The 18,102-nt window shown below is 70.1% G+C and carries 15 protein-coding genes; 7 read left to right on the forward strand and 8 right to left on the reverse strand.

Annotated features, from left to right (window positions below; genetic code table 11):
* The first annotated feature begins 164 nt into the window (after nt 1-164).
* Nucleotides 165-4,757 carry an FtsK/SpoIIIE domain-containing protein gene (locus IEY89_RS32830; protein WP_189151175.1) on the forward strand — a complete coding sequence of 1,531 codons (4,593 nt, stop codon included), beginning with the start codon at nt 165-167 and terminating at the stop codon, nt 4,755-4,757.
* Nucleotides 4,758-4,860: 103 nt separating this feature from the next.
* Entirely contained in the window at nt 4,861-5,469 is a 609-nt protein-coding gene (locus IEY89_RS32835; protein WP_189151176.1) for a hypothetical protein, read from the forward strand.
* A gap of 10 nt (nt 5,470-5,479) precedes the next feature.
* Here IEY89_RS32835 and IEY89_RS32840 read toward each other — a convergent pair whose 3' ends face one another.
* Together IEY89_RS32840 and IEY89_RS32845 are read right to left on the reverse strand one after the other, a co-directional pair.
* Nucleotides 5,480-7,213 (reverse strand): serine/threonine-protein kinase, encoded by a 1,734-nt coding sequence (locus tag IEY89_RS32840; RefSeq protein WP_189151177.1) that lies wholly within the window; start codon nt 7,211-7,213, stop codon nt 5,480-5,482.
* 111 nt (nt 7,214-7,324) lie between these two features.
* Nucleotides 7,325-8,173: a menaquinone biosynthetic enzyme MqnA/MqnD family protein gene (locus IEY89_RS32845; protein WP_189151178.1), complete on the reverse strand. Its 849-nt coding sequence runs from the start codon at nt 8,171-8,173 to the stop codon at nt 7,325-7,327.
* Between the two features lie 288 nt (nt 8,174-8,461).
* Here IEY89_RS32845 and IEY89_RS32850 point away from each other — a divergent pair, with 288 nt between their 5' ends.
* Together IEY89_RS32850 and IEY89_RS32855 are read left to right on the forward strand one after the other, a co-directional pair.
* Entirely contained in the window at nt 8,462-8,665 is a 204-nt protein-coding gene (locus IEY89_RS32850) for a cold-shock protein (protein WP_006380707.1), read from the forward strand.
* Nucleotides 8,666-8,832: 167 nt separating this feature from the next.
* Complete coding sequence (locus IEY89_RS32855) at nt 8,833-9,534, forward strand: class I SAM-dependent methyltransferase (RefSeq protein WP_189151179.1); 702 nt, start codon at nt 8,833-8,835, stop codon at nt 9,532-9,534.
* A gap of 28 nt (nt 9,535-9,562) precedes the next feature.
* Here IEY89_RS32855 and kstD read toward each other — a convergent pair whose 3' ends face one another.
* The 3 genes from kstD to IEY89_RS32870 form a co-directional block, all read right to left on the reverse strand.
* Nucleotides 9,563-11,314, reverse strand: coding sequence for a 3-oxosteroid 1-dehydrogenase (gene kstD, locus IEY89_RS32860; protein ID WP_268240774.1), 1,752 nt, complete (start codon nt 11,312-11,314; stop codon nt 9,563-9,565).
* A gap of 166 nt (nt 11,315-11,480) precedes the next feature.
* Nucleotides 11,481-11,993 (reverse strand): CPCC family cysteine-rich protein, encoded by a 513-nt coding sequence (locus IEY89_RS32865; protein ID WP_229695534.1) that lies wholly within the window; start codon nt 11,991-11,993, stop codon nt 11,481-11,483.
* Nucleotides 11,994-12,032: 39 nt separating this feature from the next.
* Nucleotides 12,033-12,458 (reverse strand): ATP-binding protein, encoded by a 426-nt coding sequence (locus tag IEY89_RS32870; RefSeq protein ID WP_189151180.1) that lies wholly within the window; start codon nt 12,456-12,458, stop codon nt 12,033-12,035.
* Nucleotides 12,459-12,578: 120 nt separating this feature from the next.
* Here IEY89_RS32870 and IEY89_RS32875 point away from each other — a divergent pair, with 120 nt between their 5' ends.
* Together IEY89_RS32875 and IEY89_RS32880 are read left to right on the forward strand one after the other, a co-directional pair.
* A complete protein-coding gene (locus tag IEY89_RS32875) occupies nt 12,579-13,466 on the forward strand; it encodes a helix-turn-helix domain-containing protein (RefSeq protein ID WP_189151181.1) in 888 nt (295 codons plus the stop codon).
* Nucleotides 13,463-13,693 (forward strand): DUF397 domain-containing protein, encoded by a 231-nt coding sequence (locus IEY89_RS32880; RefSeq protein WP_189151182.1) that lies wholly within the window; start codon nt 13,463-13,465, stop codon nt 13,691-13,693. Before IEY89_RS32875 ends, IEY89_RS32880 begins: the two co-directional genes overlap by 4 nt.
* Nucleotides 13,694-13,713: 20 nt before the next feature.
* Here the strand turns inward: IEY89_RS32880 and IEY89_RS32885 are convergent, their stop codons facing one another.
* Nucleotides 13,714-14,874, reverse strand: a complete 1,161-nt coding sequence (locus tag IEY89_RS32885; protein WP_189151183.1) for a N(5)-(carboxyethyl)ornithine synthase — start codon at nt 14,872-14,874, stop codon at nt 13,714-13,716.
* A gap of 174 nt (nt 14,875-15,048) precedes the next feature.
* Entirely contained in the window at nt 15,049-15,648 is a 600-nt protein-coding gene (locus tag IEY89_RS32890; RefSeq protein WP_229695535.1) for a DUF6817 domain-containing protein, read from the reverse strand.
* A 182-nt stretch (nt 15,649-15,830) separates the two neighbouring features.
* Between IEY89_RS32890 and IEY89_RS32895 the strand changes: the two genes are divergently transcribed.
* Nucleotides 15,831-16,721 carry a LysR family transcriptional regulator gene (locus IEY89_RS32895; protein ID WP_189151184.1) on the forward strand — a complete coding sequence of 297 codons (891 nt, stop codon included), beginning with the start codon at nt 15,831-15,833 and terminating at the stop codon, nt 16,719-16,721.
* A 146-nt stretch (nt 16,722-16,867) separates the two neighbouring features.
* On the opposite strand, the gene IEY89_RS32900 is transcribed toward IEY89_RS32895, so the two are convergent.
* The gene (locus IEY89_RS32900) at nt 16,868-17,992 is read right to left on the reverse strand and encodes a hypothetical protein (RefSeq protein ID WP_189151185.1); all 1,125 of its coding nucleotides are present in this window, start codon (nt 17,990-17,992) and stop codon (nt 16,868-16,870) included.
* Nucleotides 17,993-18,102 lie beyond the last annotated feature (110 nt).

Raw genomic sequence — 18,102 nt, forward strand, 5'->3', positions numbered from 1 at the left:
CGGTTCTGGAACAAGACTGTTCCACACCTTTCCGTCACCGATTCACCATAGGGAAGAGTCCCGATCGCACCCGTTGCCCTTCTGTCATAGGGAGCGGATATCGTCGCTCTGTACGGTGGCCGGCGTTGTCGAAGCGGCCACGGGGGCCGTTGGGGAGGACAACCGTGCGCCTGACTCTGACCGTCGTCGATCCGTTCGGCGGGAGTACCGCCGACGTCGTGCTCGACGCGGATCCCGAGTCCACCGTCGGGGACATCGCCCAGGAACTGGCCAAACAGGTCGGCCACAGCGGTGCCCAGATCATTCCGCTCGGGCATCACGGGCAGGTACCGGCCAACAACTCCCCCCTTGTCTATGTCGACGGTTACGCCGTCGACCCGAGTTCGAACGTCTCCGGATCGCCCTTGCGTGAAGGGGCCGTTGTCAGCCTGCAGGATCCGGCCGGGTGTCTGCCCGGGGAGCCGACCGGGCTCGTCGAGCTGCGGGTCGTGGGCGGGCCCGTCGCCGGGTTCGTGCACCGGCTCGGGGTCGGGCGGTACGACATCGGCAGCGGGCCCGGCTCGTACATCCGGATCGACGATCCCGAGGTCGACGCCCGCGCCCTCACGTTGTCAGTTGCAACCGATGGCACCTGCCAGGTCAAAGTGCACGGCGGGAAGGGCGGGGGTGAGGATGAGGACGAGGGTGGTGTCACCCTCGACGGCAAGCCGATCAAGGACATCGAGGGTGACGAGTGGCCCCTCGGCGGGCAGATCGCCATCGGCAACTCCCTTGTCGAGCTGGCCCGTTACACCCCGCCCAACGCCGCCCTCAAGTGGTCCGAGGACGGCGTCGGCCTCGACTACAACCGGCCGCCCCGGCTGCGTGCCCCCGACCGGCAGACCAAGTTCCGGCTGCCGTCGCCGCCCCGGGACTTCGAGGCCCGGCCGCTGCCCTGGCTGATGGCGTTGACGCCCCTGGTGGGCGCGATCGTGGCCGTGGCGATCTTCGGGCGCTGGTACTACCTGATCATGGCCGGCCTCAGCCCGATCCTGCTCTTCGCCAACTACTTCATGGACAAGAAGCACGGGCGCAAGTCCCATGCCAAGCAGGTCAAGGAGTACAAGGAGCAGAAGGCGCGGATCGAGAAGGACGCTCAGGACGCCCTTGTCGCGGAGCGGCAGGACCGGCGGCACGCCATTCCCGACCCCGCCACCGTGCTCTCCCTCGGCACCGGGCCTCGTACGCGGCTGTGGGAGCGGCGACGCACCGACCGCGACCATCTGCTGCTGCGGGTCGGCACCGGGCAGTTGCCGTCCGAGGTCGTGCTCGACGACCCGGAGCAGGACGAGCACCGGCGTCAGGTGACCTGGAAGATCGACGACGCCCCTGTCGCCCTGTCGCTGCGCTCGCTCGGGGTGATCGGTATGGCCGGTCCCGGGGATTCGGCCCGCGCGCTCGGGCGGTGGGCCATCGCCCAGACCGCCGCGTTGCAGAGCCCCATGGACGTCCAGTTCTACGTGCTCAGCGAGAGCACCGCGCAGGACAGCTGGGACTGGGTCCGCTGGCTGCCGCACACCAGGCCGTCCGGCGGGCAGGACGTCAACGTCCTCATCGGGACCGATGCCGAAACCGTCGGCGCGCGTATCGGTGAGCTGACGCAGATCCTCGACGCGCGCAAGAAGGCTCTTGAGCAGAACAAGGGGCAGCGGGCGTCGTTCAGCGACCCGGACATTGTTGTCGTGTGGGACGGGTCCCGGCGGCTGCGGTCGCTTCCCGGTGTCGTCAAGCTGCTGCGGGAGGGGCCGGCGGTGGCGATGTACGCCCTCTGCCTCGACGCCGAGGAGCGGTTCCTGCCCGGTGAGTGCCAGGCCTTCGTGGTCGCCGAGCCCAAGGCCGAGGAGCACGCCGACCCGGCGTACGCCAGCGGCACACCGTCTCCACCGCAGGTCGCGGGCGGTTTCCCGTCCTTCCACGCCTGGCATGCCGCCGACAGCGAGCCCGACCCGCGGGCCCAGGCCGACAAGCTGCGGCTGCGCGTCGAGGAGGAGAGCGCGGAGCGCGTGCGTGACGTACGGCCCGACTTCGTCTCCGCCGCCTGGTGTCTGCGTCTGGCCCGGTCCCTGTCCGCGCTGCGTGACATCAGCGGCGAGACCGAGGACTCGGCGCTGCCCGGCTCGAGCCGGTTGCTCGACGTACTTCAGCTGGAGCCGCCGACGCCCGACGCGATCGCCGCGCGCTGGCGCATGGGCGGGCAGTCGACGATGGCGGTCATCGGTGAGTCGTACGACGGCGCGTTCGGCATCGACATCCGGAAGGACGGTCCGCACGGGCTCATCGCCGGTACGACCGGTTCCGGCAAGTCGGAGCTGCTGCAGACCATCGTGGCGGCGCTCGCCGTCGCCAACACCCCCGAGAACATGACGTTCGTGCTCGTGGACTACAAGGGTGGCGCCGCCTTCAAGGACTGTGTGCATCTCCCGCACACCGTCGGCATGGTGACCGACCTCGACGCCCACCTCGTCGAGCGGGCCCTCGAATCGCTCGGCGCCGAACTGCACCGCCGGGAACACATCCTGGCGGCTGCCGACGCCAAGGACATCGAGGACTACCAGGATCTCGTGCGCAGGGATCCCTCGCACGCGCCCGTTCCCCGACTCCTCATCGTCATCGACGAGTTCGCCTCGATGGTGCGCGACCTCCCGGACTTCGTCACCGGGCTGGTCAACATCGCCCAGCGAGGCCGTTCCCTCGGTATCCACCTGCTGCTGGCCACGCAGCGGCCGTCGGGTGTCGTGTCGCCGGAGATCCGCGCCAACACCAACCTCCGTATCGCGCTGCGCGTGACGGACGGCGGTGAGTCGTCCGACGTCATCGACTCGCCGGAGGCCGGGCACATCTCCAAGAACACCCCCGGGCGCGCGTACGTACGGCTCGGGCACGCCTCCCTCGTCCCCTTCCAGTCCGGACGGGTCGGTGGTCGCCGGCCCGGGGCCGCGGACCCCGCGGTCCTCATGCCCTGGTCGGGCCCGCTGGCCTGGGAGGACCTGGGCCGGGCCGCGCTGAAGAAGCCGAAGGTGGAGGCACGGGAGGACGAGGAGATCACCGACCTCAAGGTGCTCGTCGACGCGGTGCGCGACGCCAACCGGTCGCTCGGCATCCCTCCCCAGCACAGCCCCTGGCTGCCCGCGCTCTCCGAGACGCTGCTGCTCGACGAGATCGAGGTCCCGGCCTTCGCCGACCACGGCACGGGCAAGCTGGCGCCCGTCCCGTACGGCATCGAGGACCTGCCGGCCGCCCAGGCGCGCCGCCCGGTCGTCGTCGACTTCTCCACCTTCGGGCATCTGATGATCGGCGGTGCCCCGCGCAGCGGCCGTTCGCAGATCCTGCGGACGATCGCGGCCTCGCTGGCCCGCACCCACTCCACCGCCGACGTCCACCTGTACGGCATCGACTGCGGCAACGGCGCGCTCAACGCGCTGAGCCGGCTGCCGCACTGCGGGGCTGTCGTCAGCCGTAACCAGACCGAGCGCGTGATCCGGCTGGTCAACCGGCTCAAGGGGGAGATGTCGCGCCGCCAGGACCTGTTGGCGGAGAAGGGGTTCGCGGACATCGGTGAGCAGCGGGCCGCGTCTGCGGCGGACGAGCGGCTGCCGCACATCGTCGTGCTGCTGGACCGCTGGGAGGGCTGGGTGCCCACCCTCGGCGAGGTCGACCACGGTTCGCTGACCGACGAGTTGACCACGATGATGCGTGAGGGTGCGAGCGTCGGCATCCATCTTGTCCTGACCGGTGACCGCACGCTGCTGGTCGGCCGGATCGCCACGCTCACCGAGGAGAAGTACGGGCTGCGGCTCGCCGACCGCAGCGACTTCTCGACGCTCGGTATCCCGCACCGCAAGGTCCCGGAGGAGATTCCGCCGGGCCGTGGCTACAAGAACGAGTCCGGTATCGAGACCCAGTTCGCGCTGTTGTCGGAGGACACGACCGGTCAGGGCCAGGCCGCCGCGATCACGGCGATCGGTGAGGCCGCGGCGGCCCGGGACGCCCAAGTCCCGCGCTCCCGGCGCCCGTTCCGCGTCGACAGCCTCCCCTCCCGGATCTCCTTCGCGGACGCGTGGGGGATGCGCGACCCGGAGACCTCCGGCTCCCGCCTTTGGGGCCTCGTGGGTATCGGTGGCGACGACATCACCGGCTTCGGTCCCGACCTCGCGACCGGTGTGCCGACGTTCGTCATCGCCGGGCCGGCCAAGTCGGGCCGCTCGACGGTGCTGATGAACTTCGCGCAGTCGTATCTGTCCCAGGGCGTACGTCTGGTCATCGCGGCCCCGCGTCAGTCGCCGTTGCGTCAACTGGACGGTGCGGACGGGGTGTTGAAGATGTACACGGGCGACGACATCGACGAGGACGACTTCGAGGAGCTCATCGACCAGGCGTCGGTCGAGGAGCCGATCGTGGTTCTCATCGACGACGGGGAGATCCTCGAGGACTGTGACGCCGCCAGCCAGATGAAGAAGATCGTCTCGCGGGGTGCGGAGCGCGGGCTCGGGCTGGTCATCGCCGGTGACGAGGAGGATGTCTGCAGCGGGTTCAGCGGCTGGCAGGTCGACGCGAAGAAGGGGCGGCGGGGGATTCTGCTGTCCCCGCAGGAGTCTTCGAGCGGGGATCTGATCGGGGTGCGCATCAACCGGAGCATGGTGGGTGGGCAGGTCGCGCCGGGCAAGGGGATGTTGCATCTGGGGGATGGGGAGTTGCGGACGGTCGTCATCCCTGGATGAGTCCGAGAAGAGGCGAGCAGCAGCACGGGTGTGCCCGGTCCCGGTCGACCGGGACCGGGCACACCGGGCGTTGACGTGAAGTGATGCGAGGGGTGCGGTACTCATGGCTGGGGGCTCGGCCAGGCCGAAGCGGCGACGAGCGGCGAAGGGCTCGCTGGTGTACGAGCGGGCGCGAGGGCGTACGGTCGCACCGGCCGCCCCCGAGCGTCGGCGGCGTGGCCCGAGCCGGGCCGGTGTGCTCCGCTGGAGCGGCGGCGTCCTGGGGGTCGCCGCGATCAGCGGGCTGTTCGCCGGCGGCCAGGTATGGGGGCCCGGTATCTGGAGCGGCCTGGCTCCCCGCTGGCCGGGGGACGGGTACGGATTCGCCGTCTCGGCCGGGGTGTTGCTTCCGTGGGCCTCAGCCGCTGCCGTCATGCCGCTGCGTGGCGTCAACTGGCGTACACCTGAACGGGGTTGGTTCACCCGGGGAGCGATCTCGTTTTCCGGTACGGCGGTCGGCGCGGCGATCCTCGTCGTGTTCATGGGCGCTTTCCGCCCCAAGCCGCGCCACCGAGGCCCCGACTGCTACCGCGAGGGTGCTCCCTGCTGGGTGCACGAGCAGAACCCGTACATCTGGGCCGTGATCCTCGGCGCCCTGCTCATCGGCGCGGCCTCGCTCTACAGGTACGCCACCAAGCACACAGCCAACTCGACTTCCCCCGAAGGCACTTGACCTTCGCCGGCTACTCGACCCTTGACATCCGGGCCACCGGATCCCCCGCCTCCGGGTTGTCCGTCTCGTACTTCAGGTCGTCGCCGACCGGAGTGAGCAGCACCCTGTGCGACCCCGTGGTGCACACGTTCCTGTTCGACTTGTCGGCGATCGAGGTGACGACGAGCCGGGTCTTCGTCACCTGTTTCAGGATCAGTACGTCGTCGCAGATGCCGCCGATCTGGTCGGTCTGCCGGAAGGTGCCCAACTTGTCGCCCACGGCTGCCTGTTGGACCGTCACCCGGAACGTCCCCATCGGCAGCGCACCGTCGAGGGCGACGGCCGGCCCCTCCCAGGTGCCGACGTAGGACGCGGGGACCGCACCCGTGCCAGTCGCCGGGTCCGGCACCGTGCTCTGTGACGGGCTCTCCGCGGACTGGTCGGAGTCGGAGCCGGAGTCCTCGCTCGCCGTCGGAGAACTGGCCGCCTCGGAACCGCTGCTCTTCGCCGCGCCGTTGTCCCCGTCCCCGCCCGGCAGCAGGTCGAACACGAACGCCGAGCCCACCGTCACCGCGGCCATCGCACCCGCCACCGCGAGAGCCACCGTGCAGCTCAGCTTCCTCCCGCGCCCGCCGGCGACGGGTGCCGAGGTGGCCGCCACGCTCACGGAGACCTTGCCGGGCGTACGATCGGCCGGCTCCGGATCCGGATCCGGCTCCGCGTCCCGAGGTCCCGGCAGCCCCGGAAGGACCGACCCCGGCATGACCGGCGGCGGCCCGAACTCTCCCACCCCGACCCCCGCCCCACTCACCGCAGGCGCCCCGAACCCCACCGGCCCGGACAGCGCACCCTCCTGAGCCTCCGCCTCCGCGACCTCCAGATTCAGCAGTGCCACCGCGCTCCGGCTGACCCGCTCCACCACCGGCCCCGGCAGCCACCCGCCCGCCACCAGCCGCGCCGCCCCCTCCGGAGCGAGCCGCCGGGCCACCTCACCGGGCGCCGGTCGCGCCGACGGGTCCTTCGCCAGGCACCCCTCGACCACCTCCCGCAACTCACCACCGAGTCCGTCGAGTTGGGGTTCCTCGTGGACGACCCTGTAGAGCAGGGCCGCCGAGGAGTCACCGGGGAAAGGGGATCTGCCGGTCGCCGCGTAGGCCAGTACCGCGCCCAGGGAGAAGACGTCCGCCGCTCCTGTGACCGGCTTGCCGAGGATCTGTTCCGGTGACATGTAGCCGGGCGAGCCGACCGAGACACCGGTCGACGTCAGGGACGCCGTGCCGTCCGTGGCCCGGGCGATGCCGAAGTCGATCAGGAGGGGGCCGTCGAGGGTGAGGAGGACGTTCGAGGGCTTCACGTCCCGGTGGACGAGGCTGAGCGCGTGGACGGCGGTCAGCGCCTCGGCGAGGCCGGCGCCCAGTGCCCGTACGGAATCCAGGGGCAGCGGACCGTCGTCCGTGATCGCCGCCGTCAGGGAGGGGCCGGCCGCGTACGCCGTGGCCACCCAGGGCACCGGGGCCTCCGGGTCCGCGTCCAGGACGGAGGCCGTCCAGGCGCCACCGACCCGCCGGGCGGCCTCGACCTCGCGCCGGAACCGGGCCCTGAACTCCTCGTCGAGCGCGAAGTGCGGGTGCACGATCTTGACCGCGACGGTACGGCCGCCGGCGCTGCGCCCCAGGTAGACGCGGCCCATCCCGCCCGAGCCGAGCCGCCCGAGCAGCCGGTAGGGCCCCACGACGGTCGACTCACCGACATCCAGCGGCTGCATGGCGCCCACCTCTCCCCCGTACACACCTCATACGCCCGCATGCACACGCATACGCCCGCATCACGCGCGCCGGTCCCGTAGCGCGCCGGTCCCGTCTCCGCGACCAGCAGCCTACGGCTCCAGGAGGTCGACCTCCACGTCCGCGGGGAAGCCTGTCGTGGGGCCCACCCTGCGGGCGAACTCCCGCACGGCCGCCAGCTGCGGTCCGCCGAAGCGGAAGTCGAGGGTCGTGAAGTAGCGTTCCAGGACCTGCGCGTCGAACTCCTCCCAGCGGGCCGCCTGTTCGGCGACCTTGGCGACCTCCTCCAGGGAGACGTCACGGGAGGCGAGGAACGCTTCGTGGACCTTCCGGGTCAGTGCCGGTTCGCGCTCCAGGTAGTCCCGCCGGGCCGCCCACACCGCGAAGACGAACGGCAGACCCGTCCACTCCTTCCACAGGGTGCCCAGGTCGTGCACCTCAAGGCCGTAGCGCGGGCCGTCCAGGAGGTTGGCGCGCAGGGCGGCGTCCCCGATCAGCACCGCCGCGTCCGCCTCCCGCATCATCAGGCTGAGGTCGGGCGGACACGTGTAGTAGTCGGGCTGTACGCCGAAACGCTCGGCCAGGAGCAGTTGCGCCAGGCGTACGGAGGTGCGGGAGGTCGAGCCGAGTGCCACCCGTGCGCCGTCCAGGCGGTCCAACGGGACCTGGGAGACGAGCACGCACGACATCACCGGGCCGTCGCAGCCGACGGCGATGTCGGGGAAGGCGACCAGGTCGTCGGCGTTGCGGAGGAACTCGACGAGCGTGATGGGCCCGATGTCGAGGTCGCCGCGCACCAGCTTCTCGCTGAGCTTCTCAGGGGTGTCCTTGGTCAGCTCGAAGTCGAGGAGCGTGCCTGTTCTCGCGAGCCCCCAGTACAGGGGCAGGCAGTTCAGGAACTGGATGTGGCCGACGCGCGGCCGGGTGCGAGAATTGTCCACATCGCGAGGCTAACGGGCACGAGGAACAGTGCGCCCTCCCGGGGGTTGTCAAGGCCACGCGCCGCCTCTCAAACGTCCGGGTGACGTGATCTTGACCTCTATTGCATTCGGGTGCCTGCATGCTAGGCTCGCCCCAAGTTGCAGTTTGGTTTCCCTTGCAGTACAGAGCCTGCGGAGCATCTGACCGCGGGCTCTCGTCGTATTCAGATGAATGCAGTTGTTTACAAGTCTTTGTTTACACCTTGCAGGTTCTGGAGCAGGGCAACCCTTTGGGCCCAGGGAGGGCTTATGGCTACCGGAACCGTGAAGTGGTTCAACGCCGAAAAGGGCTTTGGTTTCATTGCCCAGGAAGGCGGCGGCCCGGACGTCTTCGTCCACTACTCCGCGATCAACGCGAGCGGATTCCGCTCTCTCGAAGAGAACCAGGCGGTTTCCTTCGATGTCACGCAGGGCCCGAAGGGCCCGCAGGCGGAGAACGTCAGCCCGATCTAAGTTGTCGGCTCAGCTGAGCCGCATGCTCTGATCCGGAACGTGTGCAGTACCCCAAGGAGCTCCGAGCCGTCACGACGGCATCGGAGCTCCTGCCTTTTGCTCCTGCCTTCTGCTCCTGTCTTTCCGGACGCGTCGGGTTGTCAGTGGGCCCCGCTAGGGTCCCCGCCATGACTGACGCAGCGGCCACCGCCGCCACCCCGGGTGACGACACCGACACCGAAACCGACTTCGTCGCCGCCACCCGCGTCTTCTACGACGCCATCGCCGAGGACTACTTCGACCGCTTCCGCGCCGGGCACGCCGCCCAGCCGCTGGAGCGGGCCGTGCTCGCCGCGTACGCCGAGTTCGTACGGGGTTCAGGGGGCGGTAGCGGCCAGGTCGCCGATCTCGGGTGCGGGCCGGGGTGGGTCACCGGGTTCCTCGACTCGCTCGGGCTGTCGGTGTTCGGCCTGGACCTGTCGGCGTCGATGCTCGCGGTGGCCCGGCGGGAGCATCCGGGGCTGCGCTTCGAGCAGGGCTCGATGCTGGAGCTGGACCTCGCCGACGGGACGCTCGCCGGAGTCGTGTCCTGGTACTCGACCGTCCACACTCCGGCCGACCGACTGCCCGCCCTCTTCGCCGAGTTCTGCCGCGTGCTCGCGCCGGGCGGGCATCTGCTGCTCGGCTTCCAGGTGGGGGACGTGCACAAGCACCACGACCAGCCCTTCGGACGTCCCGTGTCCATGACCTTCCAGCGGCGCCGGCCCGAGCGGATCGCCGAACTGCTGACGGAGGCCGGGTTGACGCTCGTGTCGCAGACCGTGCGGGCGGCGGACGAGCAGGCCGGGGAGTCGTCCCCACAGGCGTTCCTGATGGCCCGCAAGCCATGACGGCCTGCGGGCCTGCGGGCCCCGGTGGTCAGAGCACCCCCGCCGCCGCCAGTGCCGCCACGTACCCGAACGTCATCGCCGGGCCGATCGTCGAGCCCGCGCCCGCGTAGCTGTGGCCCATGACGGCGGCGCTGGCGTTGCCCGCCGCGTACAGGCCGGGGATCGCCGTGCCGTCGGCCCGCAGGACGCGCGCCCGGGCGTCCGTCCGTAGGCCGCCCTTGGTGCCGAGGTCGCCGGGGACGATCCGGAAGGCGTAGTACGGGGGCAGCCACAGGGGGGCCAGGCAGGAGTTCGGGAGGACGGCCGGGTCGGTGTAGTAGTGGTCGTACGCGCTGTCGCCGCGCCCGAAGTCGGTGTCGTCGCCGTTCAGGGCAAGGGAGTTGAAGCGGCTGACCGTGGTGCGCAGGGCCGCGGACGGGACGCCGATCGAGGTCGCCAGGGCGTCGAGGCTCCACGCCTTGTACGCGGCACCGGAGTTGTACCAGTCGGCCGGGAGTACGAAGGTCGGCGAGACGTCCTTGAAGAGGTAGCGGTTGCGGTAGTTCTGGTCGACGATCAGCCAGGCCGGGATGTCCGGGTCGGTGGCGTTGCGCTCGTACATGGTGTGGACGACGTCGCTGTAGGGACCCGCCTCGTTGACGAAGCGGGAGCCCGCCGCGTTCACCAACAGGCCGCCGGGAAGGGTGCGTTCGGCAAGGCAGAAGTAGGGCTCACCGGGGAGCGGGATCGCCGGACCCCACCAGGCGTCGTCCATCAGGGCCAGGGAACCGCCGGCGCGCTCGCCCGCCCGGATTCCGTCCCCCGTGTTCTCCTTCGCGCCGACCGTCCACTGCGTACCGATGGGCTGTTGCTGGTACTGGGCGCGCATCGCCCCGTTGTGCTCGAAGCCGCCCGAGCCGACGATCACGCCACGTCGGGCGCGCAGGAGACCCGGGGAGCCGCTACGAGTGACGACGGCACCGGTGACAGCTCCGGACTCCAGGTGGAGGTCGGTGAGAGGGGTGTTGAGCCACACCGGCACCCCGGCCGACGCCAGCCCCGCACGGAGTCCGGCCGCGAGGGCCTGGCCCATGGTGAGTGGGGTCTGCCCCTTGAGGGCGGCCTTCGTGCCACGCGCCAGGCACTCGACGGCGACAGCGGCGCCCTTCGCGTTCACGGCGGCGAGGGCCAGCCACTTGTAGTCGGCGCTGAAGACGACCATGCCGGAAGGGACGGCGAGATAGGGCGGGTTGAGACGGGCGAGTTCGGCGCCCAGGACCTTCCCGTCGAGCTGATCGGGCTCTATGGAACGGCCACCCGGGAGCCCGCCGGGCAACTCCGGGTAGTAGTCGCTGTATCCCTCCATCCAGCGGAAGCGGAGGGGACTGTTCGCCATGACGAAGGAGAGCATGGCGGGTCCGTGGGCGAGGAAGGCCTGTTGGCGGGCGGCGGGGACGTCCGGTCCGACGACCGCCGCGAGGTAGGTGGCGGCCTTGGCCGGGGTGTCCGGTACCCCGGCCGCCAGGATCACGGGGTTGTTCGGAATCCAGATCCCGGCGCCGGACCGGGCGGCCGACCCACCAAATGTGGGCGCCTTCTCGACAACAACGCAGCTCAGCCCCTGCTTTGCGGCCGTGAGCGCGGCGGTCATCCCAGCGGCGCCCGCGCCGACCACGACGACGTCGTACGTCCCGAGGAGGGGTGGCGGGGCCGCGGCAGTGGCGGCGTGGGCTGTTCCCTGCCCCGCCGCGACACCCACCCCGACGGCGACACCCGCCGCGGCGGCGGCGCCGGTCAACAAGCCTCGCCTGGAGGGCAGTCGGGTGCCTCCGGAGGGTTCGGTACGGTCGGTAGGTTCGATACGTCTGGCGGGGTCCGCTTCTGGGTTCATGGGGCGGGAATGTCGTACTTGGGTCTTGTGAAGTCAAGGCCCATACCTGACCGACAGTGAAACCCGCTCGGCCGGCTCAACCCTCAGACGGTGAAGAGGGGGTTGCCGGGTGCTCGTCACGCCGCCAGAAGGTAGGACGCCACCAGTACAGGACCGTCAGGTCGTCGGGCCACGCGGCGCTGCCGCCTGGCTCTTCGAACGAGTCCCGGGACAAGTCGATCGGACGCCACCCAGGGTCCAACGGTTCGTCCTGCGCAGGCGGCCGCACATTCTTGACGAAACGCTCTTCCATGGCGCCGAAGCGCTGGTAGTTGCGCTGCGCCTCCACCAGCCCCGGGCCGTTGGCTCCGCAGGTCCACGGCCATCGCAGCTGTGGCAGGTCGTCCTCCCAGTAACAGACTGAGCAGATCTCATAGGCGCCGTGCTCGGCGAACATCTGGTGTCCGCAGCAGGGGCACGGAAGCCAGCCCTCTTCGGGGGGCGTCAGGCCACTCCCCGGGGTCACCAGCGGCTCCCCTCGCGCCTCCGCCGCCTCAAGAGCCTCCAGCTCAGCCAGCTCGGCGAGTACGACCGGATCTGCATCGTTCACGAGAACAACCCTACGAGCCGGTCCCGCGCACATGGGCACTCACGTGTCCTTGAGAGGCAGCTCCACCCACACCGTCTTGCCGACGTCCCGTTCCGCCACGCCCCAGATGCGGGCGAGGACCGACACGATGATCAGGCCCCGGCCACCTTCGTCGATCTCCCATCTGGGCACCATGCGCAGCCGCCGGTCGCCTCGTGCGTCGCTCATCTCGATACGCAGGGTGTCCGGCGAGAGCAGCAAGAGGCGGAGCTCGACATCGCGTCCCGGTACACGGCCGTGCGTGACGGCGTTCGCGGCGAGTTCGGCGACGACGTGCTGTGCGGCCTCGTTCACGTCGCTGTCGTGCGGGTATCCCCACTCGGCGAGCTGCTGGGCGGTGAGGCGTCTGGCCAGGCGGGCGCCGCGTGGGGTGCAGCTGAGGCGCTGGGTGAGTTCGTCGGGGTGGGTGGAGATTTGTGAGTTCACGTCACCGAGCGTGGCCGCCTGGTCCTACCCTGACCAGGGGCGACGGGTGGACTCCGGGTATCCGTACGGGTGCGGTGGGTGAGAGGTACGGGTTGTCGGCCGTGACCATGGGCGTCCACGATGAGGGTGAGGGCGGTGGCGTACGTGACCGAGGACGCGGAGCGGAAGCCGGAGACTCCGGCGGAGGAAGAGGGTACGACGGGACTGTTCACCGCGCTGGGCAAGATGCTCAAGCGATTGCGGGAACGGGCGGGGCTGACCCAGAAACAGTTCGGGGAGTTGGTGGGGTACGGGCCGGACGCCATCTCCGCCATGGAGCGGGGGGTGCGTATCACGAGGCCCGAGCTGCTGGAGAAGGCCGACGACATCCTCAACGCCGGTGGGCTGTTGAAGGACGCGATCCCCGAGGTCGAGGAGACGATGAGGAGGGCACGGACTCGTCACCCCGAGTGGTACCAGGGCTACGCCAACCTGGAGAACGTGGCGGTCTCACTGTACGACTACAGCACGATGGGCGTGCTTGGGTTGTTGCAGACGGAGAACCACGCACGTGCGGTGTTCACCAACCGGTACCTGCCGCTCGACGAGGCGACCATCGAGCGGCGGGTGGCAGATCGTCTCTCACGGCAGCAACTCTTCGAGCGGTGGCCACCGGTGGAGTGCAGCTTCGTGATGGAGGAAGCGCTGCTGGAGCGGTCGATCGGCGGACCCGAGGTACACGCGGGGCAGTTGCAGCGGTTCCTGCACATCGGAAACATGCGGAACGTGCAACTACAGGTGATGCCGACCCGCAGCCCTAACCACCCTTGTCTGGGCGGCTCGTTCACCTTGCTGACTCCCAAGGGGAAAGAGCAGGTGCGGTACATGGAGATCCAGGGATATCCGAGGCTGATCACCGACCGCGAAGAAGTCCGTGTCCTCGCCGCCCGCTTTGGGATCATCCGGGCACAGGCGCTAACCCCGTTCGAGCCCCTGGCCCTGATCGAGAAGATGCTGGAAACGCTATGACCATAGAGCAGTTGAGCTGGTTCAAGTCGAGCTACAGCGACGCCGAGGGCGGCCAGTGCCTCGAAGCCGCCTACACCTGGCGCAAGTCCAGCCACAGCAGCGGCGGGGGCGAACGCGTAGAGATCGCCACCTGCCCCCACGCCATCCACCTCCGCGACTCCAAGGACCCCACCGGCCCCTACCTCACCCTCTCCCCCACCGCCTGGTCCGCCTTCCTCCAGCGCTGATGAGGGCATGAGGATCATCCCTAGGGAGCTGCCGGGCTCAGCAAAGGCGCATGGGGATAGGCCTCCGACCGGTGCTGGAAGCTGAGGATCTTCGGGTTCTGGACGACGCCGTCGCGGATCTCGATGGCCTTGCTGACCGTCACGTCGGCGTCCCATTCCTCCGGGCCGCTCATCACCTTGCGCAGGTACGGCAGCAGCGCCTCGCTGATTTCCCAGGTGGCGGAGTTCCACAGGTGGGACGGGCTGTGATCGACCGCGTAGTAGTGGCAGCCAGGTCCCACCGTGTGCATGGGCTCGCCGAAGGTGGTCGGGCGGGCCCACTCGAAGCCCATGCCCTCGTCGCAGGAGACGTCGACGAAGAAGGTCCCCGGCCGGAACAGGGCGAGTTCCTCGTCGTTGACGAAGGTGAGCGGCGCGTCGGTGTCCTGCAGGATGCAGTTGACGACGATGTCGAAGCCGGCCAGGTACTCCGCCAGCGGCACCGGACCGGTCGGGGTGGCTGCCTGCAGGCGGGACGGATCGTCCTCCTGCTCCTCGAAGTGGGCCATCACGACCGAGGGCATCGGCGAGGCCACCGCAGCCGCGGCACGCTGGGTGAGCACGGTGACGTCGGTGACCCCCATGGCGCCCAGGCCCGTGACCGCTCCGCGTGCCGTGGCGCCGAAGCTGATGACCACCGCGCGCAGGCGACGGCCGTAGTGGCCGGTCAGCCCGCCGAGCTGGAGGGCGTGCAGGACCGAGCAGTAGCCGGCCAGCTCGTTGTTCTTGTGGAACACATGGACGCTGAAGGCGCCCGTGGAGGTCCAGTGGTTCATGGCCTCCCAGGCGATCAGGGTCAGCCGGCGGTCGATGGCGAGCTGGGTCATCTTCTCGTCCTGCACACAGTGCGGCCAGCCCCACAGCACCTGGCCCTCGCGCAGCTCGGCGACGTCGTCGTGCGTCGGCTTGGGCAGCAGCAGAATGTCGCACTCGGCGAGGAGCTGCTCACGGGAGCGCAGGCCCGCCACGAGAGGGCTCAGCGCGTCGTCGGCGACGCCGAAGCGCTCGCCGTAGCCCTGTTCGAGGAAAATCTTGTCGCGCAGGTCGGGTGCGATTCGGTCGAGGTGGCGGGGGTGCAGCGGCAGGCGGAACTCGTTCTCCTTGTGCGAGGAGGCGAGTACTCCGAGAGTCATCAGGCTCATGTGGGGCGGCTCATTTCCGACCGGACGCGTTGCGTCCCGGCATTGCCGTTCCCCGAGGGCGACGCCGACATGGATGACGGCGTGCGAAGTGCGCTCGGTACCGCCACCGTACTCCGGTCCAGGCCCGCGAAGTGCCCACCGCGCGTCCGAGCCGGAGGGACCGGCCTCAGCGGCTCAGTACCTTCGGCGCCCCAGCGTCACCGCCACGTCCTCCCAGGCCAGGCCGCTCAGCAGTGGCCGGAGGCCGGTGAAGAGGGCGAGGAGGTCCGGGCCCCACTGTTCGCGGAACACCGGGCTCACGCGGACCAGGTCCAGCTCGTTCGCGGCCGTCAGCTCGGCGAGGTCCTCGCGCCGGCTCCGGTACACCGTCCGTGTGCCGCCGGTGAAACGGTCGTGGAACGGCGCGTCCGGGGTGGCCAGGCCCGGGTAGGTGGCCTTGCGGTCCATGGCGGCGTAGACGTGGACGATCTCCTCCGCCTCCGGGCCGATCACCCCGGCCAGTTCGGCTCGGCGGTCGAGGGAGAGCAGGGCCGTGGGGAAGCCGTCGCTGCCGTAGGCCGCGTGGCAGAGGCCTGCCAGGCGGAGGGCGGGACGGGCCTCCCAGGCGGCGAGCAGACGGTAGACCCGGCAGAGGTGGGCGAGCAGGGTGCCGCCGGGGTGCGCTATCTGTTCGGCGCCCAACTGCCTCAGGAATCCAACGGCTTGGGCGGCGGCGGAGGGAGCGAGGGCGGGGGGAGCGGGAGGCGAAGGCAGAGACGGAGGGGAAGCGGACATGGGGTGGCGTCCTCTCGGTGCGCGAAAGGTCGGCACCCGTCCGCTCCCCACCCTGTGGTCCGGACCCCGGCGGGGGCGCGGGACGGGTTGCCGCCTGGGCCCTGTGCTGATCGTGACGCAGCCGCCCGCGCCCAGTCAATCCTAAGGTTCTGTCACCAACTCCAAGTGTTAGCTTGGGCGTTGTGACCCTGGACGACCTCCGTGTCTTCGTCGCCGTGTGCCGGGCGGGCAGCCTGAGCGCGGTGGCCCGTGACCTCGCGTGTACGCAGTCGGCCGTGAGCCAGCATGTGAAGCGGCTGGAGCGGGAGACGGGCGTCGCACTGCTGGAGCGGCACGCGCGAGGCGTCGTACCCACCGAGGCCGGGCGGGTGTTGCAGACCGCCGCCTCGGAGGGCATCGCCGGGCTGGATCTCGCGCTGAGGCGGCTCAGGGATCTTGTCGACGGGGAGAGCGGATCGGTGCGGGTCGCCACCGGCGCGACGACCGTACGGCACTTCATGGCCGACGCCGTGGTCACCTTCCGGCGTCAACACCCCAAGGTGAGCCTGGAGTTCCGTACGGAGAACTCCAGCCGTGGGTGTTTCGCCGCGCTGGCCGACAGTGAGCTGGATCTGGCGTGGATCACCATCGGGGGGCCGGTGCGGGGGATCGAGCAGCGGGTGGTGATGGAGTTGCCGTGGGTGCTTGCCGTGGGCACCGGTGACGCCCTCGCGCGACAGGCGTATGCCGAGGTCGACGATCTGCGCGACCTGCGGTTGATTCGGTTGCCGCCCAACTCCACTTCCGCCGCGCGCCTGGACGCGGCGTTCGCGGAGGTGGGGGCGCGGCCGGTGTTCGACACGAGTGTCGCCGACTGGGACACGGCACTGCTCCTCGCCGAACTGGGCCTCGGGTACGCCATAGTCCCCGCCGTCCCCGACCTCGCGGTGCCGGGCACGGACGGGCCGGTACGGCTGATTCCGGTGCCCGCGCTGCGGCCGTTGGCGGTGGGGTGGGCTGTGCGGCGGTGGGACGCGCTGAGTCCTCTTGCGCGGGTGTTCGCGGACACCGTCGCTGAGAGTTGCGGTCGTTAGGTTGTTCGTCGGCTGCGGGCCGGTGGGGGCTTGTCGCGCTCCGCGGCGGAGCCGCAGATCGGTACAGCTCCGCGCCCCTGTCGGGCGCGTGTCCGCAGCCCCTTCGCGAAGTCCCCCCGCAGTCCGCCTCCCCGAGCCGGAAGGTGTCAGCCCTGCGCCGGACTGCGGCGTATGACCTCGCCCTTGCCGTCCGCCACCAGGGACGCCGTGTCGCCGCCCGCCCCCGTCACGCTCACCCTGATGTTGAGGGAGCCCGTGAGGCGGTCTGCCGTCAGCTGCCAGGACTCGGGAGAGCGGACCCCGAGAGTCGTCCTCGCCTCGTTCACCAGGGCCGGGATGCGCTCGTACGGCAGGGAGTTCGGGTCGAAGAGCGGGATCTGGGGGCCCTTGGGCGGGAACACCACCGACAGCGTGCTGTCCTGTAGGGCCACCGTGAGCGCCCGGCCCTTGTCGCCGCCCCCGGTCAACGACTCGACGGCCTTCCGCAGCTCGCCCCTGTCGAGGAACGACTTCCCCGAGCCCAGGACGACCGTGCCGGACCCCGACGACACCACCGTCGTGGTGGACGAGGAGGACGTCGAGGTCGAGGACGACGAAGTGACCGAGGGCCTGCCCGCGTCGGACTCCGAGCCGTCGAAGCGGGCCGTCAGGTCGGTGCGGAACGACAGCAGCACGACCGCCACCCCGACCAGCAGGCCGACGACGACGGCCGCTCCGTACGCCCGGCCCTTCGGCGGCTCCCGCACGAGCGTCGACTCGTGCGCCGAGTCGAGGACGGCGTCGGCCGCCCGGCGCTTCCATTCCGGGGGCGGTTCCTTGACGAGCTTCACCTGCCAGGGCCGGTCCGGCGGATACTCGACGACCAGGATGTCGCGCGGCCGGTAGTCGGGCACGTCCACGAGGTTGACGTGGTCGCTCATCACGACGCGGAACGCGGGTGCGTCGTCCGGGGCGACGGTGAGGTCGAAGTCGATCGGTACGTTGGCCGACAGTTCGGACCCGGTGGCGTGCAGGCTCTCGATCATGGCGAGTGCCCTGACGGGGAGGACGGCCGCCGTACGGGCCCGTTTCGGCGCGCCGGCAAGGTGGTTGAGCAGGACGTACACCACCGGCAGGACGAGGCTGCCGACGATCAGCTGCACGCTCTCGATGACGCAGCCCACCGCGAACGCGGCAAGTGAGGCTCCTGACACGCAACTCGTCAGGAACCCCCGGACGAGGGCCACCGGATTGCCGTGCGTGGTCGGCGGCGCGCTCGTGATGATCGGCATGCCGTGATGGTGACCCACCGGGATGACCGGCGGAAGACGCGGGCGCGACCACGATCCCAACGCCCGCCCAGGGTTGCCCCAGGCCACCGTCCCGACGACCCCACCCGGGC

Source organism: Streptomyces lacrimifluminis (assembly GCF_014646095.1).
Taxonomy (GTDB): domain Bacteria; phylum Actinomycetota; class Actinomycetes; order Streptomycetales; family Streptomycetaceae; genus Streptomyces; species Streptomyces lacrimifluminis.